This is a genomic window from Streptomyces sp. NPDC054932 (genome assembly GCF_053610205.1).
In genome coordinates this window covers 1-18,471 of the sequence record NZ_JBSGXU010000016.1, presented here as the reverse complement: position 1 = coordinate 18,471, position 18,471 = coordinate 1, and the positions used below count along the sequence as shown (strand labels likewise).

General features: G+C 68.1%; 16 protein-coding genes and 3 pseudogenes. 11 read left to right on the top strand and 8 right to left on the bottom strand.

Annotation, left to right across the window (positions count from 1 at the left end; all coding sequences use genetic code 11):
• Nucleotides 1–209 precede the first annotated feature (209 nt).
• Nucleotides 210–1,070, bottom strand: a complete 861-nt coding sequence (locus ACWGE1_RS06960; protein WP_453419507.1) for a hypothetical protein — start codon at nucleotides 1,068–1,070, stop codon at nucleotides 210–212.
• Nucleotides 1,071–1,848: 778 nt separating this feature from the next.
• On the opposite strand from ACWGE1_RS06960, the pseudogene ku reads away from it, so the two are divergent.
• Nucleotides 1,849–2,353: pseudogene (ku, locus tag ACWGE1_RS06955) on the top strand (non-homologous end joining protein Ku); the annotation flags it as partial.
• A 495-nt stretch (nucleotides 2,354–2,848) separates the two neighbouring features.
• Here the strand turns inward: ku and ACWGE1_RS06950 are convergent.
• The 4 genes and pseudogenes from ACWGE1_RS06950 to ACWGE1_RS06935 all read right to left on the bottom strand — a co-directional run bounded on the left by ACWGE1_RS06950 (nucleotide 2,849) and on the right by ACWGE1_RS06935 (nucleotide 6,366).
• Complete coding sequence (locus ACWGE1_RS06950; RefSeq protein ID WP_453419563.1) at nucleotides 2,849–4,039, bottom strand: PP2C family protein-serine/threonine phosphatase; 1,191 nt, start codon at nucleotides 4,037–4,039, stop codon at nucleotides 2,849–2,851.
• 87 nt (nucleotides 4,040–4,126) lie between these two features.
• Nucleotides 4,127–4,426, bottom strand: a pseudogene (locus ACWGE1_RS06945) (STAS domain-containing protein); the annotation flags it as partial.
• 148 nt (nucleotides 4,427–4,574) lie between these two features.
• Nucleotides 4,575–4,937 carry a helix-turn-helix transcriptional regulator gene (locus tag ACWGE1_RS06940; RefSeq protein WP_453419506.1) on the bottom strand — a complete coding sequence of 121 codons (363 nt, stop codon included), beginning with the start codon at nucleotides 4,935–4,937 and terminating at the stop codon, nucleotides 4,575–4,577.
• A 280-nt stretch (nucleotides 4,938–5,217) separates the two neighbouring features.
• Complete coding sequence (locus ACWGE1_RS06935) at nucleotides 5,218–6,366, bottom strand: pentapeptide repeat-containing protein (protein ID WP_453419505.1); 1,149 nt, start codon at nucleotides 6,364–6,366, stop codon at nucleotides 5,218–5,220.
• Nucleotides 6,367–6,807: 441 nt separating this feature from the next.
• Here ACWGE1_RS06935 and ACWGE1_RS06930 point away from each other — a divergent pair, with 441 nt between their 5' ends.
• Nucleotides 6,808–7,578: a hypothetical protein gene (locus tag ACWGE1_RS06930; protein ID WP_453419504.1), complete on the top strand. Its 771-nt coding sequence runs from the start codon at nucleotides 6,808–6,810 to the stop codon at nucleotides 7,576–7,578.
• A gap of 136 nt (nucleotides 7,579–7,714) precedes the next feature.
• Here ACWGE1_RS06930 and ACWGE1_RS06925 read toward each other — a convergent pair whose 3' ends face one another.
• A complete protein-coding gene (locus tag ACWGE1_RS06925; protein ID WP_453419503.1) occupies nucleotides 7,715–8,080 on the bottom strand; it encodes a hypothetical protein in 366 nt (121 codons plus the stop codon).
• Between the two features lie 358 nt (nucleotides 8,081–8,438).
• Here ACWGE1_RS06925 and ACWGE1_RS06920 point away from each other — a divergent pair, with 358 nt between their 5' ends.
• Nucleotides 8,439–8,684: a hypothetical protein gene (locus tag ACWGE1_RS06920; RefSeq protein ID WP_453419562.1), complete on the top strand. Its 246-nt coding sequence runs from the start codon at nucleotides 8,439–8,441 to the stop codon at nucleotides 8,682–8,684.
• Between the two features lie 701 nt (nucleotides 8,685–9,385).
• On the opposite strand, the gene ACWGE1_RS06915 is transcribed toward ACWGE1_RS06920, so the two are convergent.
• Complete coding sequence (locus ACWGE1_RS06915) at nucleotides 9,386–9,790, bottom strand: DUF1622 domain-containing protein (RefSeq protein WP_453419502.1); 405 nt, start codon at nucleotides 9,788–9,790, stop codon at nucleotides 9,386–9,388.
• 352 nt (nucleotides 9,791–10,142) lie between these two features.
• On the opposite strand from ACWGE1_RS06915, the gene ACWGE1_RS06910 reads away from it, so the two are divergent.
• The 7 genes and pseudogenes from ACWGE1_RS06910 (at nucleotide 10,143) to ACWGE1_RS06880 (ending at nucleotide 15,861) form a co-directional block, all read left to right on the top strand.
• Complete coding sequence (locus tag ACWGE1_RS06910; RefSeq protein WP_453419501.1) at nucleotides 10,143–10,634, top strand: hypothetical protein; 492 nt, start codon at nucleotides 10,143–10,145, stop codon at nucleotides 10,632–10,634.
• Nucleotides 10,635–11,033: 399 nt separating this feature from the next.
• Nucleotides 11,034–11,492: a hypothetical protein gene (locus ACWGE1_RS06905; protein WP_453419500.1), complete on the top strand. Its 459-nt coding sequence runs from the start codon at nucleotides 11,034–11,036 to the stop codon at nucleotides 11,490–11,492.
• A gap of 253 nt (nucleotides 11,493–11,745) precedes the next feature.
• Nucleotides 11,746–12,060, top strand: a complete 315-nt coding sequence (locus ACWGE1_RS06900) for a hypothetical protein (RefSeq protein WP_453419499.1) — start codon at nucleotides 11,746–11,748, stop codon at nucleotides 12,058–12,060.
• A 305-nt stretch (nucleotides 12,061–12,365) separates the two neighbouring features.
• Nucleotides 12,366–12,806 (top strand): hypothetical protein, encoded by a 441-nt coding sequence (locus ACWGE1_RS06895; RefSeq protein ID WP_453419498.1) that lies wholly within the window; start codon nucleotides 12,366–12,368, stop codon nucleotides 12,804–12,806.
• Nucleotides 12,807–13,342: 536 nt separating this feature from the next.
• Nucleotides 13,343–13,636, top strand: coding sequence for a hypothetical protein (locus ACWGE1_RS06890; RefSeq protein WP_453419497.1), 294 nt, complete (start codon nucleotides 13,343–13,345; stop codon nucleotides 13,634–13,636).
• A gap of 834 nt (nucleotides 13,637–14,470) precedes the next feature.
• Nucleotides 14,471–15,234, top strand: a pseudogene (locus tag ACWGE1_RS06885) (SDR family NAD(P)-dependent oxidoreductase).
• Nucleotides 15,235–15,516: 282 nt separating this feature from the next.
• Nucleotides 15,517–15,861 carry a hypothetical protein gene (locus ACWGE1_RS06880; protein ID WP_453419496.1) on the top strand — a complete coding sequence of 115 codons (345 nt, stop codon included), beginning with the start codon at nucleotides 15,517–15,519 and terminating at the stop codon, nucleotides 15,859–15,861.
• Between the two features lie 80 nt (nucleotides 15,862–15,941).
• On the opposite strand, the gene ACWGE1_RS06875 is transcribed toward ACWGE1_RS06880, so the two are convergent.
• Nucleotides 15,942–16,064, bottom strand: a complete 123-nt coding sequence (locus ACWGE1_RS06875; RefSeq protein ID WP_453419495.1) for a hypothetical protein — start codon at nucleotides 16,062–16,064, stop codon at nucleotides 15,942–15,944.
• Between the two features lie 249 nt (nucleotides 16,065–16,313).
• Between ACWGE1_RS06875 and ACWGE1_RS06870 the strand changes: the two genes are divergently transcribed.
• On the top strand, nucleotides 16,314–18,471 hold a 2,158-nt coding region (locus ACWGE1_RS06870; RefSeq protein ID WP_453419494.1), incomplete at its 3' end, for a hypothetical protein.

The window sequence follows — 18,471 nt, the reverse complement described above, 5'->3', positions numbered from 1 at the left end:
TGATGCGGTTCCCACAAAAAATGTGCCGCACCCCGACGGGCGTCGAACGTTACAGATACGGGCCGTCGGGCCGGGGTGTCATCCCAATGGCGGCACTCGCTGCGACATAAGAAGGATACGACAAGGCAAAGCGTTGTGAATCTGTACGGAATCTCAGATCTTTAGGCAGACTTCGCAGGCACCCGGCCGCAGTTGGCAACGGCCATGCCCTAAGTGGCAGAACCGGTATGGACGATATGGGTCCAACCCAGAGAGAAGGCGCTGGCGGGGAACTGAAGGCGGGTGGTGAAATTGCCGGCGTCGTCCAGCGAGCCGATGGCTGCCGCCCCAGTGGGACTATGGTAGAAAAGCCAGCCGGTGTCACTTCCAACCACATGCGTCCAGCGTGAAAAACTCTCAGGACCCCATATGGTTTGGAAGTTATTTCCCTCGAGAACGCCGACGGCGCCCCGAGGGGGATTTTTCCCGGCCTGGTAGAAAAGTAGCGCGTCCCCGCCACGGAAGGTCGGTCCAACCGCTATATGCGTCCAAGCTCCGAACTTGCCGGGTTCGAAGAACTTGACGGTGGGGTCGAAGCCGATGCAGGCGGCTCCGTCCAGGGCGGAGTAGAAGAAAGGCCGCTGGGTACGCCGTCCGAATACGATCTGGGTCCATCCAAGCCTGAAACTCCCGGTAGGGAAAGCCTTGGTGGTGGGCGCGAAGCCAAGCGCCGCAGAGCCGTTCTGATTGTTGTAAAAGAGCGCCGTCGACTTTCCCCCGCGGAAGATCCCGGTGATATGGCTCCAACTGCTGAAAGCGCCTTCGGGAAAGCTCTGATCGGTCCTGAAGACCTCTCCGAACACCCCGGATCCGAACGACTCGGTTTTCAGGCCGCCCAGTGCACCCTTGCCCGAGCTTCTGTCGTAAAAGAGAAAGCGCCTATCGTTGCCCGGAAATTCCACCACGTGCGTCCAGCCAGTCGCAAATGATCCGGGCTCATGGCTAGTGAGCGTGTCAAATGACTTCTCGCCCAACTCGCCAATAGCTCCGGCGCCATTTGAAGCGTTGTAGAAAAGCAGACGTTCGGTCATGGCTGACCTCCAGGTCAGGGTGGACCGACTCAGCGAGCCAAAACAGAGTGCCTCTTCATTTTTACGTCTGGTTCCACCTGATCGCCACCGGGTCACCTCCAGGGCATGTGTGAGGGGGTGTAGTGGTTGGGCTTGGGCGTGATCGGTGGGTGAGGAGATTCTCGCTCGGTGCGGCGCAGTAATCGCTGGCGTAGCAGTACACAGCATGTGGACCCCTGCGGTGCGGGTGCCGACTCCGGGAAAGAGTAGGCACGGCCTCCAGAGCCTGCCACGTCGGCCTGCTCATCAACGCCGCCGGACCCCTCCGACGGGCCCGGAACCTGACGCACCCACCCCCTGAAGTCCGGCACAGGCCAACGGGTTCGCCCTCAGAGCACTACAAGAATCAGCGAACCCGTCGGTTTTCGGCCGCAGCCGCCTTCGCGTACAGCTCGGCCTTCGTCAGTGCCATCAGCTCCCGGCCCTTGGCTACGGGTCCGGAGCGCGCCCGCTTCTTCGGGGCCGAGGTCTTCTGTCCGCGCGCCGCCCGGGCGCCGGGGGAGGTGGCCTTGTCTCCAGTGTCCTTGGGACTCCTGGACCGCTCGACGCTGGCGCGCTGTGGTCGACGGCGCCGGTCGGCTCCGCCGCCGATTCGGCCTTTTCCACCGTCTCCCCGGCGGCCTTCGTTTTCACCAGGGCCTCGACCTTCTCGTGGAGGAGTCGTGGAAGGACTCCGGGCCCCATTCCATGGCCAGGGCGTTGATCGGCTGCACGGCCGCAGGTCGAGGTGGTGATCATCATGGCCAGACCGGTATGGACCGGGGTGGTCTCCTTCGGGCTCGTCTCGCTGCCGATCGCGCTGTACACCCCGACCGACAGCCGCACGATCCGCTTCCACCAGCTCCAGCGGGGCACCGCGGACCGGATCCGCAACCGGGGCGTCAACGAGCGCACCGGCGACGGAGTCGACCTCGGGGAGATCGTCAAAGGCTTCGACACCAGCAGTGAGTACGTGATCGTCGAGCCTCGGGAGCTCGACGACATCGCGCCGGGGCGGTCCAAGGCCCTGGAGGTGTCCGGGTTCGTCGACCTCGACACCGTGGAGCCGATCTTCTTCGACAACGTACTACCTCGGGCCCCGGGGCGAGCAGTACGGCAAGGTGTACGCGCTGCTGCAGCGAGCCCTGGCTGAGCCGAACAGAGCCGGCATCGCGATCTTCGTGATGCGCGGGCGCGAGTACCTCGTCGCACTGAAGGCCGAGGACGACCTGCTGACCTTGCACTGGGCCGACGAGATCCGCGACCCGCACACCGAGGTGCCAGACTTCCCGGGCAGGACGAAGCCGACCGCGGCCGAGATCGAGAAGGCCGAGCCGACCGCGCAGCCCAGCGGCTTCGTCGACCTGATGGAGGCTTTGCGCGCCAGTGTCGAGCGGGCCCGCAGCCCGAAGGACACCGGCGAGAAGGCCAGCGCCTCCCAGAACACCGGGCGCGGAAAGAAACCTGCCGCGAAGAAGCGCACTGGGACCTCGCGCGGGTCGCTGGAGTCGCTGACCAAGGCCGAGCTGTACGAGCAGGCCACCAAAGCCGGTGTCAAAGGGCGTTCCGGCATGACCCACGACCAGCTCGCCGACGCCCTCGCCAAGGCCCGCCAAGGCCGTCGCGGCCGACTGCTTGGCGCGACACCCGCGCTGCGCGAACGGGACCGCGGCCGCGCTGCTCGGCGTGCCGGCACCGGCACGGGCCCACCTCGTGCCGGACGGCTGGCGTTCAGCCACGCCCGCCCAGCGTCCGGGCGTCTACAACCCTGCTGCGGCGGACCGTTCACCTTCTGCGTTCGTGGGCCCGTGCCAGTCCAGGCAAAGGACGGTCGCGTCGTCCTTCGGCGGCCGGCCGCCGAAGGCGTCGGTGACCGCGCCGACCAGGGTGCGCACGACCTCGCGCGGATGCTCGGCCGCGGTCTTGCGCAGGAGGGCGGGCAGGTCCACCACAGCGGCATCGCGTTCCTGCATGCCGTCGGTGTGCAGCAGGAGGCGGTCACCGGGACGCAGGTCGAGGGCTTGGACCTTGTAGGCGCCCTGCGAGGGGATCCCGAAGGGCATGTTCACGGTCAGGTGCAGTTCGGTGACCGCGCCGTCGCGCAGCAGGTAGGGCCAGGGGTGGCCGGCGTTGACGAGCTGGGCGCTGGTTCCGTCCAGGGCGATGCGCAGCAGTTGTCCGGTGGCGATGCTGTGGTGGCCGTGGTCGAGGAGGGCCTGGTGGGTCTGGCGGGCTTGTTCTGCGAGGCCGGACCCGGCGCGGCGGGCGCCGCGGGAGGCGTTGACGAGGAGGGTGGCCATGAGTGCGGCGCTGACATCGTGGCCCATGGCGTCGGTGATGGACAGGTGCAGGGTATGGGTGTCGAGGCTGTAGTCGTAGGTGTCGCCGGCGATGTCGGAGGCGGGGACCAGGGCGCCGGCGAGGGTGAATTCGGGGGCTTCGCAGCAGGCGCCGGTGGGCAGGAGCTGGCGCTGGATCTCCGCGGAGAGGCTGACCGGGCCGGTGCGGTTGCCCCAGTGGTAGAGGTCGGTGAAGCGGCGGTCGGTGGCGATGATGTACGCCAGCGCGTGCGCGGCCTCCTGGACCTGAGCGCGTACCTCTGGTGTGGCCTGGGTGAGGAACAGCTCCAGGACGCCGATGGTGTCGCCGCGGTTGGTGACCGGGGCGAGCACCCGGTGCCCGTCCGGGCCGTCTGCGGCCACCACGAGCTTCTGGCTGCGCAGCACGTCGTCGTAGACGCTGGTGCCCGCAAGCGGGACCTGTTCGGCCGGCTGCTGTCCCGGCTCGGCCGCAGTGTCGTGGACCCGCAGCAGGCGCCGGCCGACGATGTCGACGAACAGGAACGACACGTATTTGGCGTCGAACCGGTCGCGCAGATTGCGCGCCACCACGTCGAGAGAGCGCACCGGGGCGGCGCTCTCGGCTGCTGCCAGAACCTGGCCCAGCCCGATCCGATCACGTGCCGCAGTGGCATCCCCGAACACGGACACGGACCTTCCTCGCTCCTGGGGCGCGGGCCAGGCGCGGACGGTCAGCAGGTGCTGCACCCCGCTCAGGCGCAGCAGGCGGGCGACCGATCGGCTGAGGGCGGTCAGGACGAGCGATTTCCCGGTCTCCAGGGCCAGCTGGTTCAGGTCCAGCAGGATGTGCAGACCGGTGGTGTCGCAGAAGGTGACAGCGGACAGGTCCACGTCGAGGCCGTCGCGACTGGCGTGCAGAGCCCCGATGAGTTCGCCGCGCAGTCCGCTGCCGTCGTCCATGTCGATCTCGCCGCGCACCCGGGCCAGCACCCGCTGCGGTCCCGGCAGCAAGATCACGCCGGCGAAGCAAGGGGGCATGATGCCGCTGATGTGCTCCGCTGCAGTCACGGGCAGGGGGTCGGGAAGAGAGGTCATGGCCTGCTCCCTTCAAACCCCGATGCCTCGGGAAGAATGCCTGGCAGGGGGCAGCGCCATGGTGGGCGCGGGTCCCGTGCCGGTGCGCGGGTCAGCTGTGTGGTTCGCGCTCACGGTAGTCACCGCTCGTGGGAGAGTGGCCGGTCGCTCCGGCCCGGGGGTCGAGGTCGACCAGCAGGTGCAGGAGGTTCGCGATCTCGTGGTGGCCCTCGGCCGGATGACGGAAGAGCGTCCCGGGCGTGACCTGGTAGTGGTTGCGGCGGCCGCGGCGTACCCGGGTGAGGTACCCCGCGTTCTCCAGGTCCCGGACGATGGCCCCGGCCGCCCGTTCCGTGAGCTCGCAACTCCCGGCCAGATCACGCAGCCGGACCTCCGGATCGCGCAAGATCATGGCGAGGATCCGGGCGTGGTTCGTGACGAACGTCCAGCTGGTCCGAGGCTCGACCTGTTCCATGCCCGAAATTATACGATTTGCGATTCCGGTTTCGCCAGACCTGAACCCGAAATCCTGCGACGCACCTCAAAGCGGCGCCGACGCCACACTGTGCAAAAGTGCTCGGGCCCCGTGTTTTCGGCGGGATGAATGAGAGCCGCCGGGGCGGCGAGTTCGGGAGCCATCTGTGATCTTGTGAACACGGATCGAGCGTCCCCGCCCGGAGAACTGATGAGCACCTGCCGCTTCACTCCCTTGAGCGACCACGGTTCTGGACGGTGGACAGCGCGTGGCCCGGCTGTCAGGGCAGGTCGGAGATGTTGGTACCGGGTGGTAGCAGGAGTCCTTCGGGCACTGTTTCCAGGCCGAAGCGCGGGGGATGGGTGAACGTCGCGGTGCTGGAGAAATCGACGGTGCCTCCGGTGAAGCGGGCGGGTGGGACTGTGACGTGGAGGCTCTGGAGGTGATGCTCGCCGAAGTTCACGGCGGTACCGGTGAAGGTGGAGCCGGCGAAATCGACGAGACCGTCGGAGAACTCCGCGTCCTCGAAGAGGATCTCTCCTGCGCTGAAGGCGGCATCCCTGAAGTTCACACGGGCGCCGGTGAAGCGGGCGCTGTCGAAGGTGACCCAGCCGCCGCTGAAGACGGCCCGGTCGAAGCGGACGGAGCCGCTGCGGAACTCGGCGAGGCGGAAGTAGACGCAACTCCCGCCGGCGAACTCGACCTCGTCGAAGACCACCTGGTCTCGATCGTGGCCGACGAAGATCGCTTTGACGAAGATGATGTCGCCGCCGGTGAAGCGGGCGCCGCGGAAGTACGCCTCGTCAAGCACGGCGCCGGTGAAGTCGAGATCGTACCCCTGCCAGGATTCGGATGAGTCGTCCCGCAGATGGGCGGCGATGAGCCGGAGGACGGTCTTGCGTATCTCACGTTCGCGTTGCCAGGCGGCGAAGGCCAATTCGTCGGCTGGGGGATCCGGCGCATGGGGCATCCTCAGGTAGCCGCACAGCACGTCGAGACAGGTCTGACGCTCCTGGAGCCACTCGTCGGCGAGTCGGGCCATGGCATACGCACCAGCCATCCGGGCCGCTGGCTGATCCGCCCCGAGCTGATCGGCTGCGGCCCCGAACCGGTCGGTGAAGGCCCTGTCGTGCTCACGCGCGTCACACACCTCATTGAGGTGCTGACGTCGGTAGCCGACGACCAGAGCCACCGCACCGCCGGCTCCGGCGACGATCGCCAGTGCAATCTTGATGCCGTCGTAGACATCTCCCGGCTTGAGCGGTCCGGCCACGTGCAGCGGAGGCGCGCCCAGAAGCAGCCAGAGCACTGCTGCGACGATGCCGACTGTGAAGGCGGACAGCACCAGCACAACAGCAACATGCAGGCTCAGCGACCAACGCATCACGCTTCGAGGATCTGGACCCGAACGCTCGCCCCTGGCCGCCATACCGCCAGCCTAGAACCGGCATCAAGATCAAGGAATGGTGTCGGAGAGAACTACTGCCGGAGCGACACCAGTCCGCCCGGTCACCCCTGAGTCCCCGACGAACAGTCGCTCGGCCCTGACGGCCATTCTGCTCAACGCGTGTGACAACCAGAAGGCGGCTGGCAGGACTTGGGGTTCCACGCCGGGCGCCGCGCGATGCCGCCGCGCGGCTGCACCCCCAGGCCGGGGCTGCGAGGCATCCGACCTGCTGGGGCGTGAGCGTGGACTCGGCCGTCTGCCAAGACCCACCCGGCGGTCGAGCAGGCCCGGAAGCCGATGCCACTCGTGGCCACTGTGCGCCCCGAGCAGGAACCGCTCATCCTGTCCGTCCGTCTTGTCCACGGGGGTTGCCAGAGACTCAACACCCTTTACGCTCTTCACCACCGAGGTCCGAGGAGATCCATGGTCGACACCGTCAACTCACTGGCCGCCCGTGTTCACGAACTGCTGGTGGAGGCCATGACCAATGGTCCCGCCGCGGCGGGCACCGCGGGCTTCCACGACGTCGTCGCGCGCGCCAGGGTGCTCGGCCCCGACGGCGCGTGGCTCGTCGCCGCCGGTCACGCGAGCCTCGGCGTCATGGCCGTCCTGCGCGGAGAGGCGAACCAGGGAATCCTCCACCTCGACGCCGCGGTGGCAGCCGGTTACAACGACTGCGTGGCGCTCCACGTCGCCCCCTTGCGTCCGCTGCACGACGATCCCCGCTTCCGGGCCCTGTACCAGCGGATGCGCATCACCGAGGCGGACCTCGACGAGTTCTTCTGGCTGCACCAGGAAACGCAGCTCATGGTGCGGGACGCCCAGACGGCGGCCGTTGACAACATGGGCCGTCTCGACACCGGGGTGTCGCCGCTTCCGCAGGCCCCCATGCCGACCCGGGAACCGAACACCCTCGGCGTCCTGATCTCCCGAATCGACCTCGCGGCGACCCAGACCGCACTCCAGCAGGCCGCCTTGAAGTCGGAGTTCCAGCGCAGCTCCGGCAATACCAGCCTCAGTCTCATCGACGACTCGTGGGACTACGACCGTGCCAGGCGCGACGCCTGGCACGCCGACGAGTTGGATTCCCAGCGCCTGCGGGCCGCCGAGGCCCGGGCTTTCGTCGAACGCCCCGGCGCCGGCACCACGCTCATCCCCTGCCCGCCGCTGGGCTCGATCGCATACCCGGGCTGAGGAGGACCGCACCGGCACGGTGGCCGGGGAGGCTTCCTCGCCGGCTCCCGTCCGCCATTTCGGGCGAGGCTGGTGAGGAACCGGCTACAGAGACCGCGACGCCCCGGCCGGCCGGCAGGGGCGCGGTGGCGGGTACTCAGGCTTCGGTCAGCCAGCCTTCCTCAAGACCGCCCAGAACAAACCCGTTCTCGAAGCGCACCCTGTATCTGATCTGAGCGCCGCCTCCGGCGTCGAGCCCTCCGTGCCGGATGATCTGCTGGCGGAGATTGTCAATCAGACCGGCCGTGTGGCCGTCGAACTGGACGCCTCGGACTCGCCGTTCGAATTCCGCGAGCCCGTCCTGGGCCACCCCGCCGGCTTCCTTTGCCGAACCCGCGACGATGCCCTCCAAGCCCTCGGCCAGGCACAGCGGACCGGGGAAGCCGACCCTGGCCGCCGTGTCGTTTGCGGTGAGCTGCACATCCCTGGTCAGCTTCACCCTCGCGCCGGTCTCGTACGGCATGGGTGTACCCCCCTCGTTCGATCTTGGCCGTGACCATGGCAAGCGTAGTCGGGGATGCCATGGAAGGAATGGGTGTCCGGCAAGATCAGAAGCCTCACGGCTTGCCGGGTGGGCCCTTCGTATCGGCCTCGGCCTGCAACGCAGGAGTTCCCGCTTCTCGTCAACATTTCCCGGAGCAGCCGCCCGCGGCCGCTCCCAGAATCCGGCTACAACCGTTTCTCCATCTGGGGCTCTGGTCCACTTTCTGTGGAGGCTCACGGACGGTGATGTCAGTGGGGTGTGCTGGTATGGCCTGACTCTGCCGTTGACCTGCTGGGAGGCCACTGTGATGCCCGCGTGTCCGTCTCTGACCCACGCCTTGGCCGAGGCTTTGGTCGGCGCTCTGTGGTTCATCGAGGGCAGCGAAGATGAACAGATGGACCCGGACGATGTCGTGAAGGTCCTGGAGGGCGTCGCCCACCTGTTCAGCCAACTCTCAGCTGATCAGCGGCAGGAGCTGATCGATTTGGTCGGGGCGATGGCCGAGGCCGAACCCGATCCGGCCCGGCGGGAGTTCTTGGAAGGGTTCCCGGAAGGATTCGGGCTTGTCGAGGACGAGGCTTGAGTGGGGCTTCAGGAGTAGAGCAGGACGCCCTTTCTAGCAGTTCGAATCCTGCGCGGCCGAACATCTGACGTTTCAGCAGCTTGATCCGGTTGACACGACCTTCGACGACTCCGGAGTTCCAGGGCAGTGAGAGGTCGGCGATGACGGCGTCCATGTCGCGTTCGAGGTGGCGGCCGAACGACTGGAGGGCGGGCAGGTTGGCGGTGCTGGCGGCTTCGATTCATTCGGGCAGCCGGTGGCCTTCCAGCTGGGTGAGCATGTGGGCGAACGAGCGCACGTGTGCCGCCAGGACATCGAGTTCGGGGCACGCAGCCCAGGACAGTCTTGAGCTGGATTCGGTCTAGTTCCGGCAGAGCGTCGGGGTGATCGCCCGGTCCGCTCGGATGCGGCGGCGTAGCCGGCCGCCGATCCGGCTTCGGCGCGAGTGCCTCGCGTCGGCTTGGCCAGACGGGAGCCTCGGGAATGCGGGTGCTGGGCCGAATGGATCGCTCGCGGGACGCGCATGTTGTCCGTGCATGACGGCTCGTGTTCCCAGACCCCGGAGCGATACGCGCTGGGGCGCATCCCCAGCCGGTGCGTTCGTCCGCTGGTGAGGCGGTCAGACGGGCGGCGGGTGCGCCTCGCCCCGTCTGGGCAAAGTCGATCACCTCGCAGACTCCGTGTTCCCCGCCGACTGGTATCAAACGCCGGTGGCGGGCTGGTCAGGAGGCTGCGGTCTGCGGCACGGGCTCCTTCTGGTCGGCTTCGATCTCGGCTCGCTCCTGTGTGATTTCGCGAGTGAGGAAGAAGTTCAGGATGGTCCGGATGGCGGCGATGGCCGCCAGCTGGCCGATCTCGGTGAATCTGGGGGCGACCGCCGTGCGCAGGACGTCGCCTGCCAGCTGGAATTCCAGTCCCAGGACGAGGAAGCGGCCCAGGCTGAGGCGGATCTTGTTGAACTCGCCGATGAGGGAGCGCCTGCGCAGACCGGCCGTGGTGAACCGGGCGAAGGCCCAGACGGCGCCCGCGAAGATGATCAGTGCGCCGCCCGCCTCGATGACGTGCACCAGCCATCCGATCAGCTCCCGCATTTCAGACTCGGATACCAGTTCACTCGACGTGTTCATAGGGTTGCTCATTACCCACGTCTGCGCGCCTACACGAGCCCGCTCTGGTGTCTCCCGCCACACGGCGGACGCAGGATGAGAGCCGGCTTGCAGTGGCACGGACGGAGAGTTCACGCCCGCCCCGTAGCGCAGCCCGGAGGTGAGGGCCGCCGTCTCGACGGGGTGCCATTCGCCGTGCTCCGGAGTTTTGGCGTCTGCGTTCGCGGTCCTTCCGGACGCGTCAAAGCGCCTCGGCTACTCGTGATCAGCGAGGCAGGCCGGGTCCAACTGCGTGCGTTGTTGGGCTGCCGGGGGTGTGGGCGGGTGCGCGGGCGGGGGCAGGGCGGCCAGCAGGAACGTGTGGGAGGGCGGTGTGCCTGTGGAGTGGGACTGGTGGGCGCCGTCGACCAAGCACTGGTCGGCCTACGACGGCCGGCACCGCCGCCCGCGCGCCGAGGCCCTCCGGGCGGGGTGCGCGTGCGGCTGGCGCAGCCCGGCTCAGTACCCCCTGGACTGGGACACGATCAGCGACCAACCCCTGTACGAAGCGGACGTCGACCTCACCGGACCGCTCGCGGACTGGAACGCACACCTGTCCCTCGTCCGCGACGATGCGGTACCGCTGCCCGAGCCGCTGGCCGCCCTCCTGGTCCAGATCACCGAGCAGCTGACCGCCGCGGCCACGGACGCGCCGCTGGCCGCGCTGCGCGCCGCCGGCGTGCTGGAACGGATCGCCGCCCGGGTGGCCCGGGAGACCGCCGGCGCGCTGTGCGACGCCGGCACGTCCGCCGAGACGGTCGCCACCGGGCTCGGGACCACCCGCTCCAAGGCCCTGGTTCTCCTCCTGACCGCCCAGGACGGGTAACAGCACCCGGCCGGCATCGCCCGACGCGTAGGCCGTTACCCTGCGCCTCGACGTCTTCGCCGGGCCGGGGCCCGCTTGCTGGGTCTTCACGAGACCGTCGTGCGCGTGTACTTGGCCTGGGGAGTGGGCCTCGCCGTTTCACTTGGCGCGAGACCGATTACCGGCCGGGAACTCGAAGATGGCTTCAGAGCTGGGACGATGCACCTTGTCGAGGGCTCGGTCGGTCCAGGAGGAGGGCCCTTTCTACGTGCGTAGTATCGGTGGGCGTTCCAAGCGCCATGCCTGCGCTGACGGTTCGGGGGTGGCTCAGCCGCCCAGCAGCCGCAACTGAAACGGCGAGGCGATGACCCACCGGTTATTTGCCGTGCGGTTCGAACCGGAGTTCCCTACCCTGCCCGGATGATGGAGAACTCCGAGAGGCTGAAGCTGGTACGCGCGGGATTCGAGCGGGTCCATGTCGAGCACCACTGGTACGACGGCCCTAGGGAGGGGATTGCCGATGTCCAGGGAGCACCGCACTACTTCAGGGCCATTCATGACCACTGGCATGCCGACGATCCCTACGACGACGAGTACCTTGTGTGGCCCATCGATGAAGCATCGCTCTCCCTGGAGCGTGAGCAGTCGGCGATAACCGACGACTGGTACAAGCGCGTCGCCGAGGGCACCGCGACGACGGACTTTCCTGGCGTCGGTGGAGCCGACCGGCGCTACGACGAGTTGCAGGCGTTGCTTGGGCCCCGGCGGGAGGCACCCGGCGGTGCGCGGTCGCTGGTGGCCGAGTGGAAGGCCTGCGCAGAGGAGCAGGTCGACGTGGGAAGGCCCGCTTACATGGTCAGATGGCGCCAGGAACGCTGAGACCGGTGGCACGCGAAGCCGGCGGGCCCCGCAGTCCGCCAGGTCAGAGCCCTTCCCGCATGCCGCCGGGACCTGCTCGTCGATGTCCGTGATCACGGGCCGCAGCTGAAGCATGACAGGCGTAGAAGACCAGCACCACGCACGACGGAACCGAGGGGATCTCTTGGGCGGTCTTGCGTCGGCACTGCGTTGAGCTCTCAGGCGGACCGAAATCGACTTCGCCGGCCGAGCGAGCCGTGAAAGGTTGTGCCGCATGGCCATAGCAAAAAAGGGCATGCGGGGGATCACCGTCGATGGAGATCGCTATCGCTGGGTGGTCGCACCCAGCGATGACGGTCTGAGGATCGTCGTGGCAGGAGGCGATGGGGATGAGCAGCGCATGGCGACATGGGTTGAGCACGGCGTGGTGATCGCACCAGGTCTGGTCGCTGCAGTCATCCGCCAGGCATTGCTTCACCACGGTTGGACGCCCTGGCAACGTGGCAAACAGGTCACCTTGCGGTGCCGGGACAGTGCCCCCGATCTGGCCGATCTCAGGTTGATCACTTGGCCACCAGCGACCTGGTGACTTGGCCTCCGCTGCGAACGGCAGTGTGTCCAGAACGGGAACGAAGACGCCAAGCCGTTCATCTCGACCAAGACAGCTGAGGAGATCCTCGAATCCCACGCCCACTCCTGCCGATGGATCTCCGGCGCAGGACAACAGGGCCTGTCCGACAGGTAGTGGCAAAGGTGAGCGCCGGGAACGGGCCGAGTCGCCGCCTTGCTCCCGGACGGGAACCATTGGTCCCCGCTGTGTATTTTCACCGGTGTCGTCGGCCCACTGCGCAGAGGCGTGATTCCGGGCCGTCAATGGCGATGGGGGATGTTGCTGTGGATGCGGCGGTCGGGTGGGCCTTCGGGGCGGCGGGCATGCTGTTGGTGGCCATGGGAATCGAGGTGCTCATCTACACGGTGCGCAGGCGGATCTTGCGGGAGGGTCTCGTCGCGGAAGTCCGTTGGCTGGAGACGTTTGTGGTGCACCACTCATCGCAGGGGCAGGGGCAAAGCCAGCGGCGTCTGATCCTCGGGTTCCAGACGCCCGACGGGCTGGATGCGCGGGCCGAGATCGTTTCGGATGTGCCGCATGTGACCGGGGACATCGGTCCGGTGCGCTACCTGCCGCAGCGCCCCGAGCGGGTGCTACCGGCCGGAGCAGCATCCGGGATCGGGAGCGGCCCGATCCTGATCGGCGCAGTGATGGTGTTTATGACCTGCATCGGACTCTTCGTCGCCGCGACGGCCTTCAGCCTGGCTGCTTCGACAAGGTACTGAGGCACCAGCAGTAGAAGTCACACAACAATTGACGATCAACTCCCCTCGCGGTTTCGCTTGGCGTTCTTTCGGTCCAGAGGGGAGGCACTTGCTGCGTGCGGGGTATCGGTTCGCGTCCCAAGCTCCATGTCTCTGCTGATGGTGCAGGGGTGGTGGGTCACGCCGGGGCACGGAACCCCATCCCAATCTTGCGTCGGCCAACGGCCGCTGCGCTCCGCTGGCGAAATGGGCAGCCCCGAGACGGGGGCGGCCAAGGTCTCCAGGGTCCGCGTAGTCAGGTCCAGGCGCGGCGCCACGGCTTGAGCAGATGGTCCCGCTCTACGACGCCGTCGACGGCAAGTGCCCCGAAACACAAGGCCGTGGCTGATCACCGACCGCCGCCCGAGCAGGCCGCACTGACCTGGCGGTGCCCGCCATAGCAATGCCGATGGTGTTCAACCAGTCCAGCCCTGATCGCTGGCCGGCTCCCGCGAACCAGCCCCGTCCGGCCCAGCCGCCCGGCATGATGCCCCCCAACACTCCACCCGGGGGGACCCATGCGCACCCGCATCATCACCGTCCTGCTTGCCGCCACCGTCCTGCTCGTCGGCTGCAGCGGCGAACCCAGCTACGACGAATCCGTCGAGCAGTGCATCAAGGCAGTCAAGGCCCGGCCCGAAGGCGACAAGACGAAGCCAAAGCCGTGCGAGCCGCTGAAGGAGGACGACTACACGCTCGTCGTCATGAACAAGGTGATGGGCGACCTGGGCTGGACGGATGAGGACGGCCGGTTCGACAAGGAGAAGTTCGAGGCTCAGCTTCGTGCAGTGGCCACGGTGAGTGACGGCTGAGCATCTCCGGGCGGCATACGAAGTTGCCCGAAAATGTCGGCGAGGGTGGGGGTGGTGTCGAGGAAGCGGGGGTCACGGGGCCTGACGGCCGGGCGCAGAGACAGGAACGTGATCGGGGGGACGGGCAGGGTCCGGCCGTCGAGTCCGGTGTCCTCCTCCCCCGCCCAGAACTTGCGACCATCACGCCGACGGGCCCGTACAGGTGCTTCAGAACCCGCACCCTCGTCGGCATGTCGCCTGCCAGACAGGCCAACCACCCCCTGCCCTGAGAGTGACAGACTGGGCAACATGACCGCCCACCCCCAAGATCGGCTCCCTCTGGGCCCGCCGCTACCCCGGTTACCCGCAGCACGACCGCGACTTCCGGGTAACCGGGGTCTTCACCAGAGACGGTGTCACGTACGTCGAGACTGAACAGCTCGACAACGGCGATCGCAGCAGAGGGCGGCTTGACCACGTCTTTGAATACGCGGAGTGCGTCAGCACCATTGGGATCGACACCCCCGGCTGCGGGGACATCAGCACGTCGCGCTGATCCCGCAGATACGGATGGCGGACTGACGCCCCACCTCACGGAATTGGTTCTAAAACACGCCCTAGCCGTGATCGCTGGACTCCTCTGCCTCATCGGGATACGCCCCGGGCCTCTCGGAGGGCTCGCTGCAGATCGTCGTAGTAGCGAATATTTGAGCCTCCAGCCTGGGGCTCAGACTCAGCCCACCCACGCAGCTGACGCTGGTCCTGCTCTTCGCGCTCGTCGCGCTTGCCGGTCTACGCTCCCTCCGTAGACCGCCGGGAAGATCGGAGGCAGTCCTATAATTGTCGCCCTGGATCGTGTCGGAGAGTCGTGGGACTGCCTGGTGCCGCAGGTGCCGCAGCGCGAGCGATGGTTCGCGAGCGGGGGCGAGCGGGGGCGAGCGGGGGCGAGCGGGGGCGAGCGTGGTGATCGTGGCGCGCAAGGAGTCGGAACTGGCTGCCACGGTCGACGAGCTGGCGGCGGACGGCTGCCGGTCGGCCTGGGTGAGCGCCGACCTGAGCACCCGTGACGGGGTGCGTGCGGCGGCGGAGCAGGCCGCCGCCGTGTTCGGCGAGCCCGACATTCTCGTCAACAGCGCCGGGATCAACCTGCGGCCGCCGATGGGCGAGCTGGGCGAGGACGTGTGGGACGCCACGATGGCGGTGAACCTGGAGGCACCCTATTTGTTGGGCCAGCGGTTCGGGCCCGGCATGGCCGAGCGGGGCTTCGGGCGGATCATCCATATCACCTCCCAGCAGGCGCACCTGGCATTCGTCCAGAGCGGTGCTTATGGGGTCTCCAAGGGGGGCTCTGGAGTCGCTGGCCCGCTCACAGGCTGAGGCGTGGTCGCCCCACGGCGTCACCTGCAACACGCTGGTGCCCGGCTTCGTCATGACCCCGCTCAATGCGCGGTTGTCGTCCGACCCGGAAGAAGGCGGCGGCGCTGGCCGCGCGCACGATGGTCGGGCGCAACGGCCTGGCGGAGGACTTCGCCGGAGCGGCGGTGTTCCTGGCCAGCCGCGCCTCCGGATACGTCACCGGGCAGGCGATCTTCGTCGATGGCGGGTTCTCCGTTCACTGAGCCCAACTCGGAGATCGGCATCAGATCGAGCAGACCGCCGAGAGCGAATGAAGATCCAGCCGATTCAGAGGCGACGAACCCACCCGCTTTCGAGCCTGCCTGCCGAAGGCGCCGTGGGTTCTCGGTGAAGGCGCCTCGGTCACGCTGAACTCCCGGCCGATGTGCTGGTAAGAACCTTGTCACCAGCCCCAAACGGCGGTGCTTCACCCAGCGGCCTGTGACCTTTAACCCATGGGGCGCAGCCAGGGGGGTGGCCGGGCCAGGATGGCTGTATGTCTTCAAGTGGCGGTTCTGGTCCTCAAGCACAGCGGCGTGTGTTCTTCCATTTCCCTACTACCGCCAGAACCCGAAGCTGTTCGCAGCGAACGGCCACCACTGCAGCCGGACCGGTGCGATGGCACGTTCCCTGGACTCCGGCCGCGCCATGACCAGGCCGCCGAGCACGCCGGCCTGGAAGCCCGCATCACCGGCCATTCCGGCCAGCGCGGCGTGGTCACCACCGGCTGCAAGCGCACCGAGAAGCTCCGCGGGCGGAGCGGCTGGTCGGCCAAGCCACCCGTGTTCTGGGACTGCATCGACAAGGGCGAGAAGTGCGAGGACGCGACAACGGACGGCATCGGCCTGTAGTGCCGGCCCCCAGGTAGCGGGCCGGCCTCCGGTGCACGGCCGGACGTGCCCAGCGATCGTGCGCCGGAGGCCGGATCGGGTCACGGCTGGAGCCGGTCCAACAGCCAGGCGGCCACGGCGCGGGCGGTGCCGGAGACGAGTCCGCCCAGGGTTGCGCAGGTCAGGGCCAGGCGCTCGCGGCGCGTGAGTTGCTTGCGGGGCATCTGTCCTCCACGGGATCTCGATCAGGAGAGGGGCAGCCGGCCGGCTCACTTCCCACGGTGAACCCCGTACCAAGACCGACTCTCAGTTGCGACGGGCCCACCGCACGGTGCGGTATCGGTGCTGTTCCGGCCCCCGCGCGAGGCCGGTTGGGGGACGATGGTGCGATGAGTGGCGACACGGGGGGCGGTCCGGTGAAGCGCCCGCGGAGGCTGAAACGGGCGCGCGTGGCCCCTGGCCCGCTACGGAAGTTGAAGGACCTGCTGTACGAGGCCTACGTGGCGGCGGGCGCCCCGAGTCTGGACGAGATCACCGCGGAAATCGCCGGCGACGACACACTGCAGGGGGCGCCGAGCAGGGACACCATCCGCCGCTGCATCAGCGCACCGGACATCCCCGCCCGCCAGGCCGACGCGGTCGCCGTCGCGTTCGTGCTGGCCCGTAGTGCCGCCCGGGACGAGCACGATCTGGCTGCACGAGTACGGGAGCTGTGGATCCAGGCATACACGGCCGTCGCCCCGGGGAAGCCGCTCGCCGAGTTCACCGACCCGTTCGCCCTGGAAGTGCACCGCGCCATCGATACCGGCCCTAGGCAGGACGGCACGGTGCTGCCGGTGCTGCCGGCCTACGTCGAGCGGGATCACGACAGCCGTCTACGCGAGATCACGCGAGAGGCCGCGGACGGCGGAAGCCGACTGGTGATGCTGGTGGGAGAGTCGTCCGCGGGCAAGACCCGGGCCTGCTGGGAAGCCGTGCACACGCTGCCGGGCGGGTGGCGGCTGTGGCACCCTTTGGACCCCACCCGCCCCGAGGCCGCCTGCCCTGAGCTGGACCGGCTCGCACCGCGCACTGTGGTCTGGCTCAACGAAGCCCAGCACTACCTCCTCACCCCCGCCAGTGATCTGGGCGAGCGCGTCGCGGCCGGACTCCGCTCGCTCCTGAGTGACCCCGATCGCGCCCCGATACTGGTCCTGGGCACCATCTGGCCCGAGTACTGGGCCACTCTCACCACCCGGCCCACCCCCGGCGCTGTTGAAGACCCTCACGCGCAGGCCCGCGAGTTGCTGACCGGCCATGCCCTGCCCGTCCCGCCCGCCTTCACCGGCGTCGATCTGCAAGCCCTGGCCGTGGTGGCGCGGGACGACCCGCGACTGGCGTATGCCGCTGAACACACCGAAGAGGGGCAGATCGCCCAGTATCTGGCCGGCGCCCCCGCGCTGATCGAGCGATACGACAACGCGGCCCCGGCGGCAAAGGCCCTGATCCAGGCCGCCATGGACGCCCGCCGCCTCGGCCACGGCCGGAACATCCCCCTGCCCCTACTCGAAGCCGCAGTCCCCGGCTACGTCACCGGCACCCAATGGCAACGCCTCGCCCGTCACCAGGGCTGGCTGGAACGGGCACTGGAATACGTCGAGGCTGACTGCCGCGGCGCACTCGGGCCGCTCACGCGACTGATCCCCTACCCCGGTGAACCGCAGCCCGCTCAGCCCTGCTACCGCCTCGCCGACTACCTCGAACAGCACAGCCGCGGCAAGAGCACCCCCCGCGTTCCGGCCGTCCTGTGGGACGCCCTTGTCCGCCACGCCACCCCGACCGACCGCACCGCCCTCGCCCACGCGTCACGCAACCACGGCTTGCTCCGCATCGCGATCCACCTCTACACCACCGCTGCTGACACAGGCGACCGCGTTGCCCTGCGGGAGGCGGTGTGGCTGCTGCAGGAGGCGGGCCGGGCGGAGGACGCGCTCGCCTGGCTGCAGACGCGCGCCGACCCCGATGCCTTGTGGGAAGGGGTGCGACTGCTGAAGGGGGAGGAAAACCCCTGGTACCAGCGAGACACCGCTGCCGACGCAGGCGACCGCGTTGCCCTGCGGGAGGCGGTGTGGCTGCTGCAGGAGGCGGGCCGGGCGGAGGAAGCGCTCGCCTGGCTGCAGACGCGCGCCGAGGGCGGTGACCGCGATGCGCTGGCAGTAGCGGTAGGGCTGTTGCAAGCAGCGGGCCGGGAGGAGACGGCACTCACCTGGCTGCGGACCCGCGCCGATACCGGCGACCCCTATGCGCTGCGGGAGGCGGCCCGACTGCTGAAGGCGGCAGGCCGAGAGCAGGAAGAAATCAGCTGGTACCAGCGCGCCGCCGAGGCTGGAGACTCCTTCGCCCTGCGGAGGACGGCCTGGCTGATGAAAGAGGCGGGCCGGAAGGAGGAACTCATCGCCTGGTTGCGGATCCGCGCCGATGCTGGCGATCGCGATGCGCCGGGCGTGGTGGTGGGGTTGCTGGACGAGGCGGGCCGGAAGAAGGAGGCGCTCGCCTGGCTGCGGACCCGCGCCGACGGCGGCGACCGCGATGCCCTGGGCATGGCGGCCCGCTTGTTGGAGGAGGCAGGCCGGAAGGAAGAAGCCATCACCT

Coding starts and splice junctions, on each gene's coding strand:
- ACWGE1_RS06900 (WP_453419499.1), top strand. CDS start 11,746: ATGGCCATAGCAAAAAAGGGCATGCGGGGGATCACCGTCGATGGAGAT.
- ACWGE1_RS06940 (WP_453419506.1), bottom strand. CDS start 4,937: ATGGAACAGGTCGAGCCTCGGACCAGCTGGACGTTCGTCACGAACCAC.
- ACWGE1_RS06960 (WP_453419507.1), bottom strand. CDS start 1,070: ATGACCGAACGTCTGCTTTTCTACAACGCTTCAAATGGCGCCGGAGCT.
- ACWGE1_RS06890 (WP_453419497.1), top strand. CDS start 13,343: ATGCGCACCCGCATCATCACCGTCCTGCTTGCCGCCACCGTCCTGCTC.
- ACWGE1_RS06875 (WP_453419495.1), bottom strand. CDS start 16,064: ATGCCCCGCAAGCAACTCACGCGCCGCGAGCGCCTGGCCCTGACCTGC.
- ACWGE1_RS06925 (WP_453419503.1), bottom strand. CDS start 8,080: ATGCCGTACGAGACCGGCGCGAGGGTGAAGCTGACCAGGGATGTGCAG.
- ACWGE1_RS06935 (WP_453419505.1), bottom strand. CDS start 6,366: ATGGCGGCCAGGGGCGAGCGTTCGGGTCCAGATCCTCGAAGCGTGATG.
- ACWGE1_RS06915 (WP_453419502.1), bottom strand. CDS start 9,790: ATGAACACGTCGAGTGAACTGGTATCCGAGTCTGAAATGCGGGAGCTG.
- ACWGE1_RS06905 (WP_453419500.1), top strand. CDS start 11,034: ATGATGGAGAACTCCGAGAGGCTGAAGCTGGTACGCGCGGGATTCGAG.
- ACWGE1_RS06930 (WP_453419504.1), top strand. CDS start 6,808: ATGGTCGACACCGTCAACTCACTGGCCGCCCGTGTTCACGAACTGCTG.